The 22455-nt window shown below is 68.0% G+C and carries 15 protein-coding genes; 7 read left to right on the top strand and 8 right to left on the bottom strand.

Annotation, left to right across the window (positions count from 1 at the left end; genetic code table 11):
• Positions 1-2: 2 nt before the first annotated feature.
• The 4 genes from GPX89_RS13190 (at position 3) to GPX89_RS13175 (ending at position 10279) form a co-directional block, all read left to right on the top strand.
• Positions 3-788 carry a hypothetical protein gene (locus GPX89_RS13190; protein ID WP_198347395.1) on the top strand — a complete coding sequence of 262 codons (786 nt, stop codon included), beginning with the start codon at positions 3-5 and terminating at the stop codon, positions 786-788.
• Positions 789-829: 41 nt separating this feature from the next.
• Positions 830-2035 (top strand): TetR/AcrR family transcriptional regulator, encoded by a 1206-nt coding sequence (locus GPX89_RS13185; protein WP_328601786.1) that lies wholly within the window; start codon positions 830-832, stop codon positions 2033-2035.
• A 166-nt stretch (positions 2036-2201) separates the two neighbouring features.
• Entirely contained in the window at positions 2202-9536 is a 7335-nt protein-coding gene (locus GPX89_RS13180; RefSeq protein WP_198347393.1) for a type I polyketide synthase, read from the top strand.
• A 35-nt stretch (positions 9537-9571) separates the two neighbouring features.
• Positions 9572-10279 carry an alpha/beta hydrolase gene (locus GPX89_RS13175; RefSeq protein ID WP_198347392.1) on the top strand — a complete coding sequence of 236 codons (708 nt, stop codon included), beginning with the start codon at positions 9572-9574 and terminating at the stop codon, positions 10277-10279.
• Here GPX89_RS13175 and GPX89_RS13170 read toward each other — a convergent pair.
• On the bottom strand, positions 10221-11444 hold the full coding sequence (locus GPX89_RS13170) for a glutamate ABC transporter substrate-binding protein (RefSeq protein WP_157387734.1): 1224 nt from the start codon (positions 11442-11444) through the stop codon (positions 10221-10223). The two genes, GPX89_RS13175 and GPX89_RS13170, sit on opposite strands and share 59 nt — an antisense overlap.
• 169 nt (positions 11445-11613) lie before the next feature.
• Here GPX89_RS13170 and GPX89_RS13165 point away from each other — a divergent pair, with 169 nt between their 5' ends.
• Together GPX89_RS13165 and GPX89_RS13160 are read left to right on the top strand one after the other, a co-directional pair.
• Positions 11614-12882, top strand: a complete 1269-nt coding sequence (locus tag GPX89_RS13165) for a low temperature requirement protein A (protein ID WP_157387733.1) — start codon at positions 11614-11616, stop codon at positions 12880-12882.
• Between the two features lie 3 nt (positions 12883-12885).
• Positions 12886-14136 carry a low temperature requirement protein A gene (locus GPX89_RS13160; protein WP_157387732.1) on the top strand — a complete coding sequence of 417 codons (1251 nt, stop codon included), beginning with the start codon at positions 12886-12888 and terminating at the stop codon, positions 14134-14136.
• A 19-nt stretch (positions 14137-14155) separates the two neighbouring features.
• On the opposite strand, the gene GPX89_RS13155 is transcribed toward GPX89_RS13160, so the two are convergent.
• From GPX89_RS13155 to GPX89_RS13145, 3 genes are all read right to left on the bottom strand, one after another.
• Complete coding sequence (locus GPX89_RS13155) at positions 14156-14689, bottom strand: TetR/AcrR family transcriptional regulator (RefSeq protein ID WP_157387731.1); 534 nt, start codon at positions 14687-14689, stop codon at positions 14156-14158.
• 126 nt (positions 14690-14815) lie between these two features.
• Positions 14816-15271, bottom strand: coding sequence for a pyridoxamine 5'-phosphate oxidase family protein (locus GPX89_RS13150; protein ID WP_157387730.1), 456 nt, complete (start codon positions 15269-15271; stop codon positions 14816-14818).
• A 96-nt stretch (positions 15272-15367) separates the two neighbouring features.
• The gene (locus GPX89_RS13145; RefSeq protein WP_207710594.1) at positions 15368-16516 is read right to left on the bottom strand and encodes an acyl-CoA dehydrogenase family protein; all 1149 of its coding nucleotides are present in this window, start codon (positions 16514-16516) and stop codon (positions 15368-15370) included.
• A gap of 96 nt (positions 16517-16612) precedes the next feature.
• On the opposite strand from GPX89_RS13145, the gene GPX89_RS13140 reads away from it, so the two are divergent.
• Positions 16613-17602: a helix-turn-helix transcriptional regulator gene (locus GPX89_RS13140; protein WP_198347391.1), complete on the top strand. Its 990-nt coding sequence runs from the start codon at positions 16613-16615 to the stop codon at positions 17600-17602.
• Between the two features lie 18 nt (positions 17603-17620).
• On the opposite strand, the gene GPX89_RS13135 is transcribed toward GPX89_RS13140, so the two are convergent.
• From GPX89_RS13135 to GPX89_RS13120, 4 genes are all read right to left on the bottom strand, one after another.
• Positions 17621-18616 carry a terpene synthase family protein gene (locus tag GPX89_RS13135; protein WP_157387727.1) on the bottom strand — a complete coding sequence of 332 codons (996 nt, stop codon included), beginning with the start codon at positions 18614-18616 and terminating at the stop codon, positions 17621-17623.
• Positions 18617-18799: 183 nt separating this feature from the next.
• Positions 18800-18925, bottom strand: coding sequence for a hypothetical protein (locus tag GPX89_RS45415; protein WP_328601785.1), 126 nt, complete (start codon positions 18923-18925; stop codon positions 18800-18802).
• 58 nt (positions 18926-18983) lie between these two features.
• The gene (locus tag GPX89_RS13125) at positions 18984-21092 is read right to left on the bottom strand and encodes an amylo-alpha-1,6-glucosidase (RefSeq protein WP_157387725.1); all 2109 of its coding nucleotides are present in this window, start codon (positions 21090-21092) and stop codon (positions 18984-18986) included.
• A complete protein-coding gene (locus GPX89_RS13120; RefSeq protein ID WP_157387724.1) occupies positions 21089-22291 on the bottom strand; it encodes a glycosyltransferase family 4 protein in 1203 nt (400 codons plus the stop codon). Before GPX89_RS13120 ends, GPX89_RS13125 begins: the two co-directional genes overlap by 4 nt.
• Positions 22292-22455: the final 164 nt, after the last annotated feature.

Here is a 22455-nt window from a genome sequence, read left to right as displayed (position 1 = left end):
CCATGAGCAACAACGAGATCCAGCCGGTCCCGGCCGAGACCGATGCTGTCAACGCCGACTCGGCCATCGACGCCGTCGAGGTCGTGGCCACCGGCACCGCCGGGAACACAGTCGTGAGCGGGACCGAAGAATCGGAAGCGACCGATGCCGGGAACCCGGCGTCCGCGGCAGCGGGTGGCGAGGCCGAGGACGAGCCCTCGCCGACCCGGCCCAGCGGATCATCCAGTGTGGTTGCGCGCGTGCGGAAATCGTTGGCGCGGGGTGGGGCGACTCCGGCGCTGGGGAAGCGCGGGCGGATCGCGCTGCGGGCGGCGGCGGTGATCGCGCTCGTCGCCTCGGCCGGGGCGGGCATTGTCTTCTACCAGCGCGATTCGCATGACAAGGATCTGCTGGCCGCTCAGGAGCAGGCGCGGGCCGCGGCGTGCCGGTACGCGCCGGTGCTGGCGACCTATGACGCCAAGAATCTCGATGCCTATTTCTCGGCGGTCATGGACGGTGCGACCGGTGACTGGCGTAAGCAATTCGATTCCACCAGCAAGGATTTGCGGGAGGTGCTGTCGCAGGGGCAGGTGGTGTCGAAGGCCACCGACGTGCAGTGCGCGGTGCGCAATGCGGACCGGAATTCGGCGGAGGCCATCGTGGTGATCGGGCAGACCATCACCAGCCTGGGCACCCAAGGCAAGCCCGCCCCCGGTCAGCTGTCGATGGTGATGCGGTTGGAGCGCTCCGGTGATCGCTGGTTGGTGAACAAGGTGAATTCGCCGCTGGCGCAGCAGCCGCAGCAGTGAACCCGGCAGGCACGCCCGCGCCCGAATCAGGAGCGCGGGCGGTGCGCCGACGCCCCAAGAACCGGCGGGCCCAGATCGCGGCGGTATCGGCGGCCGAATTCGCGGCGCTGGGCTATCACCGGGTCAGCATGGAGGACATCGCGACCCGGCTCGGCATCAGCTCGACCGCGCTCTACCGGCACTATCCGAGCAAATACGCGCTCTTCGCCGGTGAGCTGCTACGGCTGAGCGAGGTGACGGTGGCCGCGGTGAGTCTGCCCGAGGTGGCGGCCGACTGGCCCGCGCCGCGCCGCCTCGGCTACGCCATCGACGGCATCATCGCCGAGACCGTCGTCAATCGCGCCACCGTCGGACTGGCCCGCTGGGAGCACCGCTACCTCGACGAGCCCGACAAGCTCACGGTGGACGGGCATTTCGCCACGGCGCTCACCGAGTTGAGCGAGCTGATCGGCGCGGCCCGGCCGGAGCTGTCCGAGCGCGAACGCCGGGTCAAGGCCGTCGGCGTCTTCAGCGCGGTGAGCGGGCTCGGCGACCACCGGGTCACGTTGGCCGCGAAACCCTTGGCCGCGCTGCTGCATTCGGCCTGCTGGGCATTGATCGAAGCCGACCTCCCGGCACCGGCGCGGCCCGCGCCCGCACCGCGTGCCGTGGAGATACCCCCGAGGCTCAAACACGAACTGCTGCTGCACCGAGCGGTCCGGCTCTTCTACGAACGCGGCTACCCGAATGTCAGCATGGAGGACATCGCCGCCGCCGCGGGCCTGCCCTCGGCCTCGGCCGTCTACCGCTTCTACCGCGGCAAGGGCGATCTGCTCAACGCCGTCTTCCGCCGGGCCGCGGACCGCATGTCGGCCGTCATCGGCCCCACCCTGGCCGAATCCTCCAGCGCCGCCGAAGCTTTGGCCAAGCTCATCGACATGTACGTAGCGGGCGCCTTCGACGAACGCGAGCTGATCTACGTCTACTTCGCCGAATTCGGCCACGTCCCCGACGACGAACGCGCCACCCTTCGCGTAGTTCAGCGACTGGTCGTGTCCGAGTGGGCGGCCCTGCTGGTCCGCGTGCGCCCCGAACTCACCCCGATCGAGGGCCAGATCCTCGTCCACGCCGCCCTCGGCCTGGTGGTCGACTACGGTCGCGTCTTCGGCGACACCGAACGAATATGCCAGCGCCAGTGGGTGATCCGCCTGATGGAGGCCGTCCTGTTCGGACCCGGAACTGGACAAGCGATCTTTCCCAAGGCGTAACCACCTGAGATCGAATGAATAGCGCAACCAGCTGGCATCACTGTTCTACCATGACAATGCAGTGCCTGATCTGGCAATTTGATCGCTCTTCTCGGAACTCCCATTGCTTCAGCAATCTTGCGGTCACAACCTTGCGTCCGGTCTCTCATTCGGTGGAGGTAATCCCGTGGATACGCATTCCCCGCTGCCGCAGAACGCCATCGCCATCGTGGGGGCCGGGTGCCGGCTTCCCGGCGGCATCGACACTCTCGATAAGCTGTGGTCGGCGCTGATCGAGGAACGCGATCTGGTCGCCGAGGCGCCTGCCGATCGGTTCGACCGGGAGTCGTTCTACTCGCCCGATCCGCGCCGGTCCGGTAAGAGCTACACGTTCGCCGGTGGCTTTCTCGAGGACATCGCGAGCTGGGATGCGGAGTATTTCGGCGTCTCGCCCCGCGAGGCGGCCAGACTCGATCCGCAGCATCGACTTCTGCTGGAAATGGCCGTCGATGCCATCGACGACGCCGGGATCGACCCGGCAACGCTGGCAGGCACGGACACCGGTGTGTACGTCGGTCTTTTCGAGCGTGGCTACGGCGGCCTGCAGACCCGTGACCTCGCCTCCGTCGACACGACGACCATGCTCGGCACCCTGGGTACCGCCGCACCCAACCGCGTGTCCTACTTCCTGGATCTGCGCGGCCCCAGTGTCATGGTCGACACGGCGTGTTCCTCGGCGCTGGTGGCGGTGCACCTGGCCTGTGAGAGCCTCCAGCTGGGGCGCAGCCGCCTGGCACTGGCCGGCGCGGTGAACGCGCTGGTCAATCCGCATGAGTATGTATTGGCCTGCAAAGCAGGCGCTTTGGGGATCGGAGGGCGTAGTCGCGCCTTCTCCGCGGAGGCCGACGGCTATGCGCGAGCCGAGGGCGGAGGTGTCCTGGTGCTCAAGCGCCTCGCCGACGCGCTGGCCGATGACGATCGCGTATACGCGGTGATCCTGGGCAGCCGCACCAACTGCGACGGCCGCACGCGGGGACTCGCGCACCCCGGCGTGGACGCGCAGGCCGCATTGCTGCGGGAGGTGTACGAGCGGGCCGGAGTCGAGGCGAACGACCTCACCTACTTCGAGGCGCACGGTACCGGTACCCCCGCGGGCGATCCGGTCGAATGTGAGGCGATCGGCCGCGCCCTGGGCCGCCCACGCACCGGTGCCCCGCTGCCGATCGGTTCGGTGAAGACCAATATCGGACATCTGGAGGCGGCGGCGGGGATCGCGGGAATTCTGAAGGGAATTCTCATGATTCGACACGGCCGGATCGCCCCGTCGCTGCACGCCGAGCATTTGAACCCGGCGATCGACTTCGAGGGTCTGGGCTTGGCACCCGCACGCACCGTCCAACCGATGCCGGACGGCCGCCGGATCGTCGGCGTGAACTCGTTCGGCATGGGTGGCGCGAACGCCCACGTGATCATCGCCGCCCCCGACACAGCCGTCCGCGCAGGGACGAGCGCCGGACCGATCGGCGGCGGTTCGGGTCTGTTGCCCTACGTGGTGTCGGCGCGGTCCGATGTCGCTGCCCGCGAAGCGGCTCGGCGCGGCGCCGATCGGCTGGCGGGGGCGTCGCCGGACGAGTTCTACGACCTGGCGTACACCGCGTGCCGTCGACGTGGACAGCACGGTTATCGAGCCGCGGTGCTCGCCGACTCGCCCGTCTCGGCGGCCGAACAGTTGCGTGCCGCCGAGCCGGTGTCTGCGGTGCGGTCGGGCAAGACCGCGTTCGTGTTCTCCGGCAACGGCTCCCAATGGCACGGCATGGGCGCCGCACTGCTGCGAGAGAGCATCGTTTTCGCGGCGGCGATCGAGGAGATCGACGGGATCTGCGAGCCATTGCTGGGTTGGTCGATCACCACTGAACTGAGGGCATCGGCCGAGCGGTCGCGTCTGTCGCTCACCGAGGTGGCACAGCCCCTGCTGTTCGCGGTACAGGTCGGATCGGTGCGAATGCTGGACGAGTTGGGCGTGCGACCGTCCGCGGTCGTGGGACACAGCGTGGGCGAGGTCGCGGCCGCCTACACCGCGGGTGTCTTCGATCTGGCGACCGCGTGCCGAGTCATCGCCGAACGCAGTGCGGCGCAGGCGATCACCGCGGGGCGAGGGCGCATGGCCGCCGCCGGGCTGGGATTCGCCGAGGCCGAGCGGGTCCTCGCCGACTATCGCGAGCATCTCGAAATCGCCGGAGTGAACAGCGAATCCGATGTGACGTTGGCCGGTGCGCCGTGGGCGCTCGAGGAGGTCGGCGCGGAGCTGGCCCGCCGAGACGTGTTCTTCCGCATGCTGGGTCTGGACTACGCGTTCCACAGCGCCGCCATGGATCCGATCGAGCCGATCCTGCGGGGGCGGCTGGCCGGTCTGCGTGCTGTCGACCCGGTGATCCCCATGCTGTCCACGGTGACGGCGGGCCCGTTGCGCGGTACGGAAGCGGATGCCGCGTACTGGTGGCGCAATGTTCGCGAACCGGTGCTCTTCGCCCCGGCGATCGATGCGCTGGCCGCCCAGGAGTTCGATGTCTTCGTCGAGATCGGGCCGCACCCGGTGCTGGGCGGCTATCTGCGCAAGCTCGGCGCTGACCGGCCGACGGCCATCGTGCCCACCATGACCCGGTCCGATGATTCACCGAGCCGGATCCGGACGGCAGCGGCCACGGTCATCGCGGCCGGTGGAGCCGTGGACTGGAACCGTTGGTTCCCGCGCCCAGGAGCGGTGGCGAATCTCCCGGCCTATCCCTGGCAACGCGAAAGGCATTGGCACGGCGAGCCGCAGTGGTGGTCGCGTCGCGTCGGTGACGGCCGCGACGAGCACCCGCTGCTCGGCGAACGCGCCGACCTCGCCCAGCCGACCTGGCGGCTGGATGTCGAGCCGCACCGGCTGCCATGGTTGGCCGATCATCGAGTGGATTCCGCCGTCGTCATGCCCGCCGCCGCCTACGTCGAGATGGCTGTGGCTGCGGGGAACACCGTTCTCGACGCCCCGGTCGAGCTCGTGGGCTTCGGGGACCTGCGCGCGCTGACGCTGCCCTGGGACGACCCGGCCATGGATGTGCGCACCCAGGCATCGGTGAACGAGGACGACGGCGCGGTGGTCGTCGCGAGCCGTTCCGGGGCGGGCAACTGGCAGGTCAACGCCCGCGGCGTCGTCCGCAGCCTCGTGGACGCACCACCCGCCCCGGTGAAACCCGATGCGCTCGCGGACGAAAACCGTTGGGAGCATGAGGAGTTCTACACGGCGATGCAGGCCGTGGGGCTGGTTTACGGTCCGGCATTCCGGGTGCTGCGCACGCTGCGGATCGGTGATGGCGAACTGGTGGCCGAATACGACGCGCCTTACCCGGACGCCGATTTCGTCGCACATCCCATGGTGCTGGACGCCGCACTGCAGGCGGTGATGCCGTTGCTGGCGAACGATCGCCTGTATCTCCCCTCGGGTTTCGACGCGGTCAAGGTGTGGCGCCGTCCTGCCGCCGCGGGTCTGATCGTGGTGCGACTGACCGATCCGGCGAGTCTGCAACCCGCCGCCGATATCACCATCGCCGACGTCGACGGCACGGTGTCCATTGCGATGACCGGTGTGCGCCTGCGCTTTCAGCGGTCCGTGACGGTGCCGCTGCAGCACGATGTCACCGTGCTGCGCGCGGCTCCGCGCATCGGAGAACGCACGGGCGGCTACCCACTGCCCGGCTGCGGGAGCCTGGTCGCCGCGGCGGCCGAGCGGCTGGGCGACGCGGCCACCCGCGACCGCCGGGCATATGCCGATCAACTCGCCCGAACCGGGGTGTTCCACGCCCACCTCGCGGCGCGGACACTCGCCGAATTCGTCCCCGGAGACGTGGAATTCACCGCGGCCGACATCATCGCCGCCGGGGCCGACGCCAAATACGCGGCGATGGTGGACGTGCTGATCGCGCTCGCGCACGACGGGGGCCTGCTGGAGCGGGTCGGCGACGGTGCGGGCGAGCGCTGGCGGGTGCACGGCACGGCGGCGCCGGACGCGTTGTTCCGCGCCCTGGTCGCGGACTTTCCCGAGGTCACCACGGTGCCACTGGTATTCGGCCGGGTCGCCGCCCGCATACCCGAAGTGCTGCGCGGCGAACTGGACGCGGTCGAACTGATCTTCTCCGAAGCCGACGCGCACTTCGTCGAGCGGACATACAGCACCGGGCCGGCGAACGTCGACAATCTGCGCCGGGCGACCGCGGTGGTGCGGGAACTGGTCGAGCGCTGGCCCGCCGATCGCCCGCTGCGGATCCTCGAGGTCGGCGGCGGTACCGGTATGGTCACCTCCCAACTCCTCCCGTTGCTGCCCGCAGATCGCACGCGCTACGTCTTCACGGATGTCTCGCAGTGGTTCCTGCCGAAGGCCGAGACTCGCTTCCAGGACTACGATTTCGTCGAATACCGCCTGCTCGACCTGGACCGCTCGCCACTCGAGCAGGGCTTCGCGGCGGGCGAATTCGACGTGGTGGTGGGTGGCTACGTACTGCACGCCGCGGCCGATGTCCGCGCCGCGCTGCGGGGCGTCGGGGAGCTGCTGGCCGACGGCGGTGACCTCATCGCGGTGGAGATCCACGACACCGCGACAGCGGCCGTGTGCTTCGGTGTACTCGAAAGCTTCTGGGGTTTCACCGATTCCGAGTTGCGCACACGTTCGCCGCTGCTGGCGGTCCCGCAGTGGGAGAAGGTACTCGCCGACAGCGGGTTCACCGAGGTGGCGGTCTTCGGGGACGGACTGGATCCGGTGCTGAATTCGGTTCTGGTGGCGCGTCATCCGGGCTCGGAGGCGATCGGCGATCCGCTTGCCGTCGGCGGGCCGGTGGCGGCGGCCGACTGGCTGGTGGCCGCGGAACCGGCCGACGCGTCCCTGGCCGACGAACTGTGTGAGCGGCTGCCCGGAGGCGGTACCCGTATCCCCCTGGCCGCCGACGACTCCGACTGGTCGGCCGCGCTCGCCGGGACCGGCGGCGACGATGGCCCGAATATCGTGCTGCTGCTGGGCGGTTCGGAGATGTCCGGCGATGTCGACGCGACATTGGGGCGCGCCGCTGTACTGCGCGCCATCGCCACCGCCGTCATCCGGGGCGGCTATTCGCCGAACCTCTGGCTGGTCACTCGTCCCTCCGGCATGTTCGGCGCTCCCGAGGCCGCCGAGCATCCCGTCGACGCGGCGGTGTGGGCGATGACCCGGGTGCTGGTGACCGAACAGCCCGGGATCACGTTGCGGGCGGTGTCGCTGGATCGTACTCGGCGTCCCCTGGACCGGCTCATGGCCGAATTGCTGGATCCGGGTGAGGAGGATGAGATCGTCCTGACCGCGCACGGCCGATTCGTACCGCGGCATCGGCGGTTGCCGCGCTCTACCGTGCCCGGGACCGACGTCGCTCGCTATGCCCTGAGGGTCGCGAATCCGGGGCCGTCCTATCGCATTTCGTGGACGGAGATGCCGGACGTGCGCCCGGGCCCGGGCGAGGTGGTGATCGAGGTCGCCGCCGTGGCACTCAACAATCGCGACGTCATGCAGGCGCTCGGGCGCACCGAACCACAGCCCGGCGTGGATGACCATCCGGTGTGTTTCGACTGCGCCGGGGTCGTCTGCGAGGTCGGCGAGGGCGTCACGACCGTGCGGCCGGGAGACCGCGTCTTCGCGATCACCCTCGGCGCGGGCGCTTCTCGCGTGGTCACCCGAGCGGATCTGGTGGGGCTCATACCCGACGGCATGACTTTCACCCAGGCCGCGACGCTGCCGGTCGTCTCCGTGACCGTGCACCGCGCACTGCACGACCTGGCGCGGCTCGAGCCCGGTGAGACCGTCCTCATCCACGCGGCGACCAGCGGCGTCGGCCTGGCCGCCCTGCACTACGCCCAGCGGATCGGAGCGACGGTGGTCGCGACCGCGGGCACTCCCGTCAAACGGGATCTGCTGCGGATGCTCGGTGTGGATCACGTATTCGACTCGCGCGACCTGCGTTTCGCCGATCGGATACGCGCGGCCGTGGGGCAGGTGGACGTGGTGTTGAACTCACTGACCGGCGAGGCGGTGACCCGCAGCATGGAACTGCTGCGGCCCGCGGGCCGGTTCATCGAACTGGGACCGATCGATCCGCAGCTGCACGCGGGCGGGTCGGCGGTCGCCGTACCGCGGTCACTGCTCGTCGCCGCGGTGGACATCCACGACCAGTCGGTGAACAGGCATGAGAACGACGCCTGCCTTCCGGAGGTGGTCGAGGCGGTGCGGACCGGGATGTACCGCCCACTGCCGCACAGCGTCTACCCCGCGGACCGGGCAGTGGAAGCGTTTCGGGCACTGCAGCATTCCCAGCACGTGGGCAAGATCGTGATCAGTCTGGACCCGCCGCCCTCGTCGGTGGGCAAGCGCGCGTCCGTCCCGGCCTTCGATCCGGAGGCCGCCTATGTGGTCACCGGCGGGACGAGCGGACTGGGCGCGGAGAGCGCCCGCTGGCTCGTCGATCACGGCGCTCGTACCCTCGCCCTGGTCGGCCGTCGGGGCGCGGCGACGCCGGGGGCGGCGCAACTGCTCGCCGAGCTCGACGCCCGCGGGGCACGGGCCACCGCGCACGCGGTCGACGTGACCGATGCCCGGCAGGTGCGCACACTCCTGTCCACATTGGAGTCGGATGGTCATCCCGTGCGCGGAATCATCCATGCCGCAGCGCTTTTCGATGACTCGCCCACCGTCGAGTACACCGACGACCGGCTGCGCGCCGTGCTGGCGGCCAAGATGGACGGGGCCCGGATCCTCGACGAGCTGACACGCGATCGGCAACTGGATTTCTTCGTGAACTTCTCCTCCTTCGTCCATACGGTGGCCAACCGGAACCAGTCCGGCTATGTCGCCGCCAACGCGTACGAGGAAGCGGTGGTGCATGCCCGCCGACAGGCCGGACTGCCCGGGCTGGCGGTGTTGTGGGGCGCCATCTCCGATTTCGGGCACGTGGCACGAAATGATCTCAGCGACTCGCTGGCAGGACTCGGGTTCGGCGTCTGTGATGCGGCCACCTCGGTGGCCGCCATGGGCGGCCTGCTGGACAGCGGTGCCGCGGTGGTCACCGCGCAGACGCCGGACTGGGGGCGATTGGCGGCCATGTTCCCGCTGGTGAGCCGACCCCGATTCGCCGGGATGCTGTCGGCCACGCCGGTACGAGACGGCGAGGAGCGGCGCCTGTCGCAGTTGATCGCGCAGGCGCCGGACGAGCAAGCGGCCGAATCCGCACAGGCGGCGGTGGCCGGGTTGATCGCCCGGATACTGCAGACGACCCCCGATCGTGTGCAGCCGTCACGGCGGCTGGACGAGCTCGGCGTGGACTCGCTGATGGCGACCGAGGTCACGGTCGCGATTCGCCGCCAGTTCGATTGTGACGTCCCACTTCTCGAGGTCGCGTCGTCGACCGTGACCGATCTCGCGCGGCGGCTGATGCTGCGCATGCGGGAGTCGGCGGGTTCAACGCGATGAGGCTGTTCCGGCGGACGTGGGGCACCGGGGATACGGTGGCCGCTCTGATACACGGGGGCGGCACCGACTCACGAACCTGGCATCGGGTCGGTCCCGCCTTGGCGGACAGGGGTTTCCGCGTAATCGCGGTGGATCTGCGCGGGCACGGCCAGAGCCCGCGCGGTTATTACAGTCCCCGTGCCCTCGCCGATGACCTGGTGGAGAATCTCCCCGAGCAGGTGGACCTGGCCGTCGGCCACTGCCTGGGCGCGGCCGTGCTCGCCCTGGCGCTGCCGCTCCTGCGGCCCCGGCACGCGGTCTACGCCGAGCCGTACTGGAGTGTCATGGGCAGTCCACGACCACTGTCGCCCAACGCTTTCGCCGAATTCACCGAGACGGATCCGGCGCTGCTCGCCGCGCGTCATCCGCGCTGGACGCCCGCGGATATCGACGCCGAGATCGCCGCGCGAGCCTGCTGGGATGTTCGGGTCAGCCTCGATCTGCATCGATTCGACATGCCGCCCGCGCCGGACCCGGCGCCCGAGGGATCGCTGGTACTGCTCGCCGACGCGGACGAGCCGCTCATACCGATCGACCCTCGGGCACTGCGGGAACGAGGTTTCCGGGTCCGGACCGTTTCCGATGCCGGTCATGCCATCCATCACGACAATCTCCCCGGATTCCTCACGGCGCTTCAGCTATCTTTCAGCTGTCTTGCATATCGCCCTGCAGACCGCAGAGCTTCCACTGTCCGTTCTCCTTGACGAGATCACCCTTCCAGTCCACGTCGTGGATATAGCTGCGGTACTTCACCGGCACACCGACGAAGGTGCTGTGCGCGGTGACGGTCGCTTTGTCGGGCGCGGTCTGGGTGGTGCCCAGCACCTGGAACTGCCGGCGGACGCCGTTGATCTCCGATCCGATATTCGTGTCCAGGTAGGGATTCAACTGCTGGACGATCTTGGTGAACTGGTCTTTGAACGAATCGCACACCAGATCCAGCTGTTTCATCGCACTGGGGTCGCTGGGGTCCTCCACCACACGCTGGAACGTTTCGAGGTAGCTGACGAGATCGGGGTCCAGTGGGCGGCTCGCCGCACTCGGTGCGACGTCGACCACGCCGAACACCTCCGGCGGCTCGGGCACCTTGAATCCCGAAGCGGCGAACTCGGTGTCAGCGTCCTTCTTCCAGGTGCCGTCCTTGATCATCGTCGTGACCGCCGCGGTGAGCTGCTGCTGCAGCTGCGCGTCGTCCTTCTTCAGCCCGATTCCGTAGCGTTCCTGGGTGAAGCGGTGACCGACCACCTTCAGCTGATCCGGATGCTGGGCGGCGAACCCCGCGAGGATCACATCGTCGGTCGTGACGGCATCCACCTGCCCGGCCAGCAGCTTGTCCACGCAGGCGGAATAGGTGTCCTCGAGGTCGATGCGCATCTCGGCCGCGAACTGGTTCTGGGCGGTCTGCACCGACGTGGATCCCTTTGCGGTGCAGACATTCTTGCCGTTCAGATCCTCGGCCCTGGTGATATCCGTATTACCCTTGGGCACCAGCAGGTCCTGTCCCGCAACGAAATACGGGCCGGCGAAGGAGACCTGCTTCTTCCGATCGGCATTGATGGTGTAGCTGGCGACCACGAAATCAACCGCACCGCTTTGGATCAGCTTCTCCCGATCCTCCGACCGCGCTTCCTTCCAGGTGATGTGGTCAGCGTCGACACCGAGCTGTCCGGCGACATAGCGCGCCACGTCGATATCGAAACCGTGCATGGTCCCATCGGCGGCCTTCACACCCAGTCCGGGCTGGTCGTACTTCACCCCGATGGTCAGCTTTCTGCTGTCGGCCGCGTTCTTGTCGTTGTGCGATCCGCAGCCCGCCCCGAATACCGCGAGACCGCCGATCAAAACCGTGCAAAGCACATGCTTGTTCATCGCCAGATCCTTTCCGTTCGGAAATGTGTCGCGGTCGAACAGATTTCGAGCACCTGATGCTAACTCTCGCAACATTTCAGCGAACCGATTTCGACTCGATCGAACCGGTCCCGAAACGTGCTCGTGTCGCGCCGGAGATGACCCCGGCTCCTGGGTAGGCTCGCGCCCCGTGTCCCACTGGAGGCCGTTTGCGTATGTGCCGCGCCTGACCGCCACCGACCGGTCGCGGCCGATCGAGCTGCTCTTCGACATCGTGTTCGTGCTCGCCCTGAGTCAGGTCGGCAGACTCATGCAGCACGACTCCAGCCTGCTGGGCATCGCCCGGACGGTCGCACTGCTGTTGCTGCTGTGGTGGCCGTGGAACCAGATGGTCACCATCGCCTGCTACCTGCCCTCCGACGAGATCCGGATGAAGATCGGAACCCTGGTCGCCACAGCGGTTTTCGTGCAACTGGCGCTGGTCGCGCCCGAAGCGTTCATGGACCGGCCGGGCGGCTACGACGGACCCACCGTCTTCGTCATCGCGCTCATCGCGGCGCGGTCGATCGGCGTCGCGCTGTGCTGGATGCTGGCCTTCGGCGCGCCCCGGCTGCGCGGCAATCTGGTGTGCCTGACCGTCGGCGCGTTCATCGGTTACGGCCTGATGTTCGCCTCACTGGGCACGACCGGCATGACCCAGGTCGCATTGCTGCTCGGCGCGGCGCTCGTCGACATCGGCGGTGTCTGCCTCACCGCGTGCCCGAATACGCAGGCCCGCTTCCACTTCGGGCTGGTGGAGGGCTGGCAGATCCATTCGACGCAGATCTTCTGCACCCGCATGAAGGTGGCCTATCTGGTGTCACTCAGCCAATGCCTGGAGTTCCTCGACATCATCGCGCAGGCCAAGACGATCAGCGCCTCGCTGCTGGTGTTCCTGGTCACGGCGGTGCTCATCATGTATCTGCTGTGGCGTTCCTATGGTGATCTGCTGTTCCCACAAGCGATTTCGGTGCTGGCGCCCGATTCGGAGAAACTCACCCTGGGGCAGAAGCTGGCGCTGTGCATCGGCGGATACCACTTCGTGCACGCGTTCATGATCGGAGGCGTCCTAGTGCTGGCGGTGAATCTGCAGGACGAGTTCGCGGTGCTGTCGGACGAAGGCGTGGCGGGGACCGTGGACACCGGGAACCTCGAGCGGATGCTCGCCGGGCTCGCGCTGGTCTTCGCCTGTCAGGCGGTGTTCTTCTTCCTGGTGACCCGGCGATTCGATCCGGCCCGCCTTGTACTGGCCCTCGCCTGCCCGGTGGCGATCCCGCCACTGGTCGGGGCTCCGGTGCTGGCGGTGGCGGCGACGGTGGTGGCGTTCGGCATCGCCCTGTTGTGGTGGGACCAGACCCGCTACGCCGACCTGCGCGGCACAGCGCAGCCGGTCCCCGCCGCCCGACCGGCGGTGGCTTGAGCCATGAGCACTGTGCTGCAACAGATCCGGGCGTACGCCACCACCGTGGCGCCCGCGGGACCGGTGGCCACCATCACCGGCATCGAGATGTTCTACGACGTCATGAAGGCGTTCACCTTCTCCCAGGTCGACACGTTGATCCTGCGCGAACCGAGCGCACACGGATTCCTGCACGGCCTGCTGATCCTGGCGATCGTCTGGGGCTGCTGGGTAAGCTACTGCTGGGCGGCCAACACCCTGCGCGCCGATGTCGGCGTCTTCCGCAGCGTCTACTTCCTGGCGCTGCTGTCGCTCACTCTGCTCGGCCTGTCGCTGCCACTGGCCTTCACCGGCAGCGGATTGCAGTCGCGCGCGGTGATCTTCATCGTCAGCTACCTGATGATCCGGCTCGGTTCGGCGGTGCTGGTGCTGGTCGCCCGGGGGCCCGCCCATCGCCGCCGCGCCGCCCTCGTGGTCACGGCCGCGGCGGGCACCGCGACACTGATCGCGGTATCGGCCTACTGCGCGCCGGGCGCGCAGAACCTGCTGTGGGTCCTCGCGCTGGCCGTCGAGATCGCCGCGACCATCGTGTACTGCCGGGGCTGGCAGATCCACTCGGCCGAACGATTCGCCGAGCGATTCGGCTTCCTGGTCACCGCCGGATTGGAAATCTCGCTGGGCCGCATGGCTTTCGGCATGCTCGGCGAACCGGTGGGCCCGAGCCAGATCATCCTCATCGCCACCACCACATTCATGATCATCGTGCTGTGGTGGTTCTATTTCGACCTGTTGTCCCGCTATGCCAAACACCGGCTCGAACACGCGCACGGCCCGGAACGCATTCGCATCGCGGTGGTCGTCTACTCCATGCTGCACCTGCTCGTCGTCGCGGGCATGCTGCTGATCGCGCTGGCCATGCGCACCGTCGGCCACGAGATCTACACCACCGACGCCGGACTGCTCGGCCGTCCGCTCGAACCGGTGTGGGCGGCGAGTCTCGTGGCCGGGTTCGCGTTGTATTGCGTTGCCATAGCGGCCATGTGGCGGGGCCTGGGCCAGCCGGTCCGCTGGTCCAACCTCACCGGCGCCGCCGCCGCACTGGCCCTGCTCCCGGTGCTGCGCACGATCCCGGCCGTGCTGTCCCTGCTGACCATCGGCGTGCTGGCCCTCGCGGTCGCCCTCGGTCAGTACGCCGTCGGGTACCGCCGCCGTCGGGAGTTGCTCGCCGTCGTCGATACGACCGCCCCCGCACTCGGCCCGGCGGTCGCCACCTAGCGGCAGCCTCGGGGCCGCCTCAGCGCAGTGCGCGCTCGAGTCCGGCGGCGACGCGATCGAGGGGTTCGGTGGTGCCCTCGGTGCGGCACAGCACCAGTGCGCCCTCCAGCCCGGCGATCAGCAGGGTGGCCAGGTCGGTGGCGTCGGGGTCGGGGATTCCGTTGCGGAGCAGGCATTCTCGGTAGGAGTCCTGCCAGCGGCGGAAGACATCGCTTGCGGCGGTGAGCAATTCGGCGTCGTCGGGTCCCGCGCCGAGGGCCACCGCGGCGACGGCGCAGCCGGGTGGGTGCTCGCCGCCGGTCATGATCATCTTCACCCCGGCCAGGATGGCGCGCATGGCGGAGACGGGGTCCTGGTTCGAGCACACCGCCTCGATGGCGGGGCCGACCGCGCCGTCGACGAGGCGCACGACCTCCTCGGCGAGTTCGGTCTTGCCGCGCGGGAAGTGGTGGTAGATGACGCCGCGGTGGGTGCCGGCCTGTTCGACGATCTCGCGGAAGCCCGTGGCCGCGTAGCCGCGGGCACGGAACAGCAGCGCCGCCTGGCGAATCATGCGTGTTCGCGTATCGCGAGCCACCACACCTCCCGATCCAATGTCGACTAGGACAGCAGTCCTAGAACATCCTCGCACGACGTGTCCAGGACGCTCGACGTCGAACCGGGAGCGATCGGGCCGGGCTCAATCGGCCTCGGGCGCCAGGGCATCGCGCTCGAGCAGCCGCACCCCGGTCACCAGGGTGGGTTCGATGGCGACGATCGAGTCCATGACGCCGTCGATCCAGGGCCGGACCAGCTCGTCGTAGCGGGCGATCAGCTCCGGGTCGGTGACCGTGCGCGCGATCCCGGTCACCACGACCGACCAGCCCAGGCGGTTCTCCCGATCGATGTCGTCGGCCTCGTAGGCGACCACGACCTCGGATTCGGCGTGTACCGCCGAGGTGAGCCGCGAGCTGAGCCGGGTGCGCACGATCACGACGCCGTCGTCGACGTAGTGGTTGACCGGGCGGATGGCGGGCAACGCGTCGCGAGTGAAGACCACCCGGCCGAAGGGCACACCGGCCAGCAGACGCAGGGACTCGGCCCGGGACAGGTTCACCATGGTCCGCGCCGAGTCGTCGAGACGGGATCCTTTCATGGGCAACCTCCGCTCCTCGGGTGTCGTGATAGCCGTCCCCTCCGATATCACCACCGCACCGACCTGCCGACCAGGGGCAAAGGTCCCGGAGACCGCTCAGTGGCCGACGGGTTGCCCGCTCGGTTCGAACGCCCGCGACAGCGCGGCCTTGATGGGATCACGGGTGGTCGCCACCAGGGCGAAGGTCGCCTCGCGCACGAGTCGCTCGGCGGTGGTGCGGGCGATGACCGAACGGCTGCCGGTCGCCACCACGCCCGCCGCGGCCGCGTTGACCGCCGCGTGCGCGATCTCGGCCCGCACCGCATGCGTGGCGTCCAGATCCCCGACCACCCGGCCGTAGCGTTCACGCAGCGCCTCCAGGTGCGCGAGGTGCGGACCCGCATCGGCCCCGCACTCCTTCAGGTGCCGCACGCAACGCATCAGCACGCCCAGCGCCAGCCCGCCGTTCACCCAGTCGCTCAACGCGACCCCGCCCGCCGGACCGTCGTCCACCGGCTTGACCGACAGCACCCGGTCGCTCGCGACGAAGGTATCGGTGAAGGCCAGCCGCACGGTGGCGCTCGCGTCCGCGGCGATCAACGGAAGTCGTTCGGCGGCAATATTTTCCGGCTCGCGCACCGGGACCAGCAGGGTCGCCACGGCGGCCGACGCGCCCGTGTCCGCCCGCGCGGCCACTGCCACGGCGTCGATGTAGCCCCAACCGGTCACGAACGGCGTCGCTCCGCCGAGGACATAACCGCCGTCGACGGGTTCGGCGAATACCGTCGGCTCGGTGCGCGCGCCGGCGTAGGAGACGCCGCAACGGTAGCCACCCGACAGCATGTCGGCCAGGTACCGGCCGCGCAGGCCCTCATTGTCACTGGCCAGCAGCGACCGCAACGCGCCCAGGTGCTGCGCCCACACGAAGCCCGTTGCCAGACAACCGCTGATCACGGTCGCGGCGGTGTCGATCAGCAACTGCGGCGACATTCCCTCCGATAACGGAAACCCGTAGAACCCGCGCCGAGCGAGCGCCTCGAAGTGCGAGGACGGAATCACGCCGGTGCGATCCACCTCCCCCGCCCGCGGTGCGAGGACCTCGTCCACCAGCGACTCCGCCTCGCGCACCCAATCCTTGCCCATCAGCTCCCTTGCCAGCTCCCGATCGAGTTCCACCGCACCGGATTCCGGCCGATACGGGTCGTTCGCGATGCTACGCGACCAGGGGCGATGTGTCGGATTACGGACCGACCGAACAGTCTTCATCCAAAGGCCGCGGCGGATACCGATGGATTGCCGGAACCGTCGAGATGTTCGCGCGAAGCTCTACCCGGAAACCGAGCCCGGTGGGAGGATGCCACCGTGGAGCAAACCGCCGCGATTACGGTCGAGGTGCGCTCGTCCTCGACCCTGCCACCTCGTGACGCCTTCGAGCAGTGGGAGGCTCTGATGGCCGACGCCATCGTGCCCTCCGCGATATCGCCGCTGCATCAAGGGCATTGGCGGGGCAAGATTACGAGCGCGCAATTCGATCGCGTCTCGGTCGCGCTCATGCGAGCCAGCGCACAACAGGTGAACCGGTCGCCGAAGATGGTGGCCCGCTCGCAGGGCGAGTTCCTCCTCGCGAATATCGTGATGGAGGGAACCAATTGGACCGAGCAGGAAGGCCGCACGGCGGAATCCGTCGCGGGCTCGATCGCCTTCTATGACAGCGGATTCCCATTGCTCAGCCGCACCACCGACAATGCCATGTCGACCATGCTGCGTGCGCCCCTGCAGCCGATTCTCGACTACGCCGGCCTGACCCGCGACGAGATTCCGCTCGCGATACCGATTCCCACCGACGGCGCGATGGGTGTGGTCACCCGGTTCTTTCAGGATATGGCGACCCTGACCGCCGTCGAAGCCGAACGCGCGAGCGTCGCCTTCGACGGTCAGACCACCGGAATGCTGGCCTCGGCGGTGCTGCTCGCGGTCGGCAAAGAGTCACCGGCACCGGCGAATTCGCTCTACACCCGCCAGCAAATGATGGCCTACCTGCGTAATCGTTTCACCGATCCGGACCTCACCGTCGACGAGATCGCCCGCGCCTGCCTGGTCTCGCGGCGCACCCTGTATCGGATGAGCGAAGGGCTCGGCGGGCCGGGCGCGCTCATCCGTCGCATGCGAATCGAATACGCCAAGAAACGTATTCGGTCCGAACCCACCCGGCCGCTGAATTCGATCGCCACCGCGTCGGGATTCTCCTCCGACCGCCACTTCTATCGGGCCTTCCAGATCGAAACCGGTATGACCCCGGGAGAATTCCGCGCCCAGGCCACACCGCGCGGCCTGATCGCCGACCGGCGTTGAACGAATCCACGTCCCACGCTAGGTCAGCAGTCCCCCGTGTTCGAGCGCCTCGGCCGGCGGGCTGGTGTATCGCGGCGCCCGATAGTGGAAATCGAAATTGGCGCGCAGGTATCGGCGATAGTCACCGAGCGTGTGAATCGTGTCCTCGCGCTCTTGTTCGGTGACCCCGAGGACATCCAATTCCCGCATGAGGCTGCCCTCCAGCCGATGAATACGCTGAATTCCGTCCGTCAGCATGTCGTTCACGGCCTCGATGGCATCGGTCCTGGGGTGCACACCATAGTGTTCGGCGAGCAGGACGGCGTTGTACTTGTATCCAACCGCCTCATCCGCCTGCAGTGAATGAATATCGTTGATCAACCCCATGTGGTCGGTCACGGCGGCGCGCAACGACTTCAGCGCCGGAAGCCGGCGGATCGGGTCGGGCAGTTCGAAACCGTAGGCGATCTCACTGAGATCGAGCAGCATGTAGATTCCTACGGAAACCTGCCGGTGCGTTCGGTACTCGTCCAGGGTCGGCAGTTCACCGGTCACCGTCCGGATGCTCTCGGTGTAGTAACTCCAGAGCCATTCCTGCATTTCGGCGCGGACGCCGTTGCGCCACGGCTGCGAGCGGCCGTAACACAGCCTGCGCCACAGGTCCCGGAGACTGCCGGCCAGCACACCGGTCGTCATTCCGGTCGCCTGAAAACCGACCTCTAATCGCCCTATCGTTTCCAGGCAGCGCTTCGGATCGGGCAGTTCTATATCGAACTGATCGTCGACGATAAACGCCCATGCCGCGAATTGGGATAGTAATCCGAGAGTTTCGACTCCCACCTCGGGGCACCAGAGGGCGTACATGTCGGCCGGGCGGGTCGCCATGACACGACGGCGGGCGGACTCCGAGGGGACCAGATCCCAGCTCTCCAGCCACCGCCACATCATTGCCTCGGCGGCCGCGACGCGCGGATTCACACCTTCTGGACGGTAGGGCATATAGAAGTCAGGAAGTACTGCACGGTCGAACAACATGGGGCTCAACTCCTTCGGTCGGCGGAATCCGCGAGTTCTCGCCCGCCGTTCGGAGACAACAGGATTGAGTTCCCACAACCAGCGGATCGCGCCCGGTCTGTCCATTATTGCCGGTTTTCCGCGGCGTCGCGCGCAATTCGGTAGCGCACTACGCCCATCCGACCGAAGGAGCGGCTGAGCCTGCTAGCGGTCCTGGTGACCGTCGCACCACTGCTCGGCGGGGACGACGGCCTTCACCTCGGCGATGTGCTCGCCGCAGCCGGACCAGGTCGTCTTACCGCAGGTCTCACACGGGACGGGTTGGCACACGGAGTGTTCCTCTCTCTGGCGATCGAATGACCATCGGATTTGACAGCCCACCATGGTGTCAGGTCTGGCGCAGCTCCCAGTCGGCAGGTAGCCCTTCCACCTTCACCGTGGTGGTCTCGGCCTGGATCGTGACGGTCGCGTCGCCCAGGCGCAGGTCGGCCAGGCGCACCCGGCCGATGCGTTCGGGCAGCCGCGGCGACACCGTCAGGGTGCGGTGCGGAACGTCGGGCTCGAGGCCCAGGAACGCACGCAACAACAGCAGGGGCGCGGCGCTGGCCCACGCCTGCGGCGAACACGAGGTCGGGTAGGGCACCGGGGTGGGCAGTGCGGTGCGGGCGAAGCCGCAGAACAGTTCGGGCGGGCGGCCGCCGAAGGCGAGAATCGCCTCCAGCAGGCCACCGGCCAGCCGCTCGGCGAGTTCGATGGCGCCGGGGATGTGCTGGTAGCGCATCAGCCCGGCGACCGCGAGGGCGGTGTCGTGCGGCCAGATCGAACCGTCGTGGTAGCTCATGGGGTTGTAGCGGCCCATGCTGGAGGCCAGGGTGCGCAGGCCGAAACCGCTGTCCATGGACGCGTCGCCCAGGTGCTCGATGAGCGCGCGGGCGCGGTCGTCACCGACGATGCCGGTCCACAGGCACTGGGCGGCATTGCTGGACAGCGCGTCGATCCTGTTCTTCTGTCCGTCCAAACCGATTGCGTACCACCCGGATTCGGGGATCCAGAAGGATTCGTCGAATTTGCGCCGCAGGGTCTGCGCCTCGGCCCGCAGCCGGTGGGCGGTATCGGGGTCGCCGAACGCCTCGGCCATGTCGGCGCGGCCCAGCTTGGCGGCGTAGACGTAACCCTGGACCTCGCACAGCGCGATCGGCGGATCCGCCAGCCGCCCGTCGGCGAAGTTGATCGCGTCCCAGCTGTCCTTCCAGCCCTGATTCGCCAAGCCCCGATCGGTCTTGCGGCGGTATTCGACAAATCCGTCGCCGTCGGTGTCGCCGTAGCGGTCGATCCACGACAGGGCCGCGTCGGCGGCGGGCAGCAGGGCCTCGATCGCCCGCCGGTCGGCTCCCCAACGCCAGCACTCGGCCAGCAGCATGACGAAAAGCGGTGTGGCGTCGGCGGTTCCGTAGTACACGGAACCGCCGAGCACCTGATCGCCGCCGGGGCCGTGCCGCATCTCGTGCATGATGCGGCCCGGCTCCTCCTCGGTGACCGGATCCTCCTTGACGCCCTGCAGCCGCGCGAGCTGACGCAGGGTGCCCAGGGCCAGATCCGAATCCAACGGCAACGCCATCCACGAGGTGAGCAGGCTGTCGCGCCCGAACAACGCCATGAACCAGGGCGCGCCCGCGGCCACATAGGCCGGCCCGCCGCGCGCCGAATCGTCGATCCGCAGCGCACCGAGATCGCTCTCGGTGCGCTGCAGAATCGCGGTCAGGTTGCGATCGCCGGTGGTGAGGGTGGTAGCGCTGGCTCGCCACCGCTTCATCCGGACGATCGGGCTGTCCTGCTGGTCGTCGCCGAGGCTCATCTCGACCGCGCGATGCCCGAGGACGGGCTGGCAGTAGACCGTGGTCTGCCAGCGGGTCCGGCCGGGCACCACGATCCGCCAGCTCAAGGTGCCCGGCAGGGCCAGGGGCGCACCGTCGGCGCGAATGATGAGCCCGCGCCCGCCGTCCGCCCGGTCGGACAGATGCAGTTGCCCGGCGTCGGCCCGGACCTCACCGGTACCGGCGGCGACCGTGCCCGACTTCACCGCGAACAGATCGGCGAAGTCGGATTCGGCGTGCAGCGTCACCGTCATGGCGGTGTCCTCGTCACCGAGGTTGTCGATCATGATGATCTCGCGCATGCCGTCGCCGATCATGCGCCGCCGCACCACCAGCACCGTGGAGTCGGCCACGCCCGGCCGCGGTGGCTTGCGCAGGATGAAGCGGGCACGGAAGGCCTCGGGCGTGGTGACCGAAAGCGGTTCGGGCGCATGGTCGTCCAGGCGCAGCTCCCAGCGCGACAGCACCCGCGCGTCACGATAGAACAGACCCTGTGAGGTGCCGTCGTGAATATCACCGCGGTGATCGGACAGGCAGAACGTGCTCGATTCCACCAGCGTCACGATTCCTCCGCTCGCATCGACCGGCACCGGCTGTCCGGCATTGAACACCACGTCACTCATGGCCGTGCGCCCACGGCGTTCTCGGTTTCCGTAGCGCCGGGCAGCAGATCCGGCACCGACGTGGGCAACGAGATGGCGCCGCGCCAGCCGCGCATCCGCGCCCGTGCCTCGGCTACCACGATCGCGTGCCGGTAAACCTCGGCGTAGCCACTGCCGAGTTTGTCCAGCGAGAAGCGTTTCACCACCCGCTCGCGGCAGGCATGCGGATCCAGCTCGCCGGCGCGCGCGATGGCGTCGGGCAGTTCGGCGGGGTGGTCGCAGATGAATCCGGTCACGCCGTGCTCGATCACCTCCTCGACCGCGCCGCCGCGCAGGGCCACCACCGGGGTGCCGCACACCATGGCCTCGATCATCACGATGCCGAACGGCTCCTCCCAGGAGATGGGGAACAGCAAACAGCGTGCGGCGGCGAGCAATTCGCGTTTGGCGATGGCGTCGGCCTCGCCGAACACACAGTCGTTGTCGGTGAGCCGGGGCCGGATGTGCTCGTCGAAGTAGGCGTGTTCGGGTGGCTCATTGCATTTTCCGGCCAGGATCAGGCGGATTCCCGCCGCGTGCGCCGCGTCCAGCGCGCGGTCGGGGCCCTTGTAGTCGGCGTATCGGCCCAGGAACAGCGCGTAATCCTTCTTCTCGGTGCGGAAGGGCCAGTCCTCGGGATCGATCGCGTTGTGCACCCGTCCGATCCAGGGCAGTTCCGGCGCGAGCGCGCGCTGGCGATCGCTGATCGCGACCAGGCCCACACCGTCGTCGAAGGCGTGGTAGTACTCGCGCATATCGCCCTCGACCGGGCCGTGCACGGTGACCACGGTCGGAATGCCGAGCAGCCGGTAGAAGGGCGCGTTCGACGGTCCGGCGAAGGTGTGGTCGTGCACGATGTCGATGTGGTCGTTGGCGGCCAGGTCCTCGATGACCGCGCGAACCTTCATGGCGTGCACCACTTCCGGGTAGATCTCGCCGAGCCGTTCGGTCAGCACGTCGTCCCAGACCCGCACGAATTCGGCCGCCGTACCGTCACGCCCGGCTCCGATCAACGTCACCCGATGACCCTGCTCGACCAGTTCATCGGAAAGACTGGCGACAATCGCCTCCACACCGCCGTATCCGCGCGGTGGAATATCGAAATACGGTGGGGCCACCATCACAATGTGCAAAGGTCGTTCGGAAGAAGCCGGTTCATCACGGTACAAATCGAAACTCATCACAGTCTCCTCCTCGTCGTTTGAGGCGAAACATCGAGTGTCAAGCTGCACAACGCCAACCAGCCTGCCCGCGTTGCCACTCGGGCGGCAACCGCGAAACGCGGGGACAGGTTTATTCCTAACGAATTACGAAATATGGCGCGGGATGGCGGTGTCGGCCGGTC

This window comes from Nocardia terrae, from assembly GCF_009760405.1.
GTDB lineage: Bacteria > Actinomycetota > Actinomycetes > Mycobacteriales > Mycobacteriaceae > Nocardia > Nocardia terrae.
The sequence above is the reverse complement of the archived record's forward strand: the minus strand, read 5'-3'. Positions and strand labels throughout refer to the sequence as shown.

Bases quoted from the DNA above. Each gene is read 5' to 3' on its own strand.
- GPX89_RS13190 (WP_198347395.1), top strand. From the start codon at position 3: ATGAGCAACAACGAGATCCAGCCGGTCCCGGCCGAGACCGATGCTGTC.
- GPX89_RS13170 (WP_157387734.1), bottom strand. From the start codon at position 11,444: ATGAACAAGCATGTGCTTTGCACGGTTTTGATCGGCGGTCTCGCGGTA.
- GPX89_RS13160 (WP_157387732.1), top strand. From the start codon at position 12,886: ATGAGCACTGTGCTGCAACAGATCCGGGCGTACGCCACCACCGTGGCG.
- GPX89_RS13155 (WP_157387731.1), bottom strand. From the start codon at position 14,689: ATGATTCGCCAGGCGGCGCTGCTGTTCCGTGCCCGCGGCTACGCGGCC.
- GPX89_RS13150 (WP_157387730.1), bottom strand. From the start codon at position 15,271: ATGAAAGGATCCCGTCTCGACGACTCGGCGCGGACCATGGTGAACCTG.
- GPX89_RS13145 (WP_207710594.1), bottom strand. From the start codon at position 16,516: ATGAAGACTGTTCGGTCGGTCCGTAATCCGACACATCGCCCCTGGTCG.
- GPX89_RS13135 (WP_157387727.1), bottom strand. From the start codon at position 18,616: ATGTTGTTCGACCGTGCAGTACTTCCTGACTTCTATATGCCCTACCGT.
- GPX89_RS13125 (WP_157387725.1), bottom strand. From the start codon at position 21,092: ATGAGTGACGTGGTGTTCAATGCCGGACAGCCGGTGCCGGTCGATGCG.
- GPX89_RS13120 (WP_157387724.1), bottom strand. From the start codon at position 22,291: ATGAGTTTCGATTTGTACCGTGATGAACCGGCTTCTTCCGAACGACCT.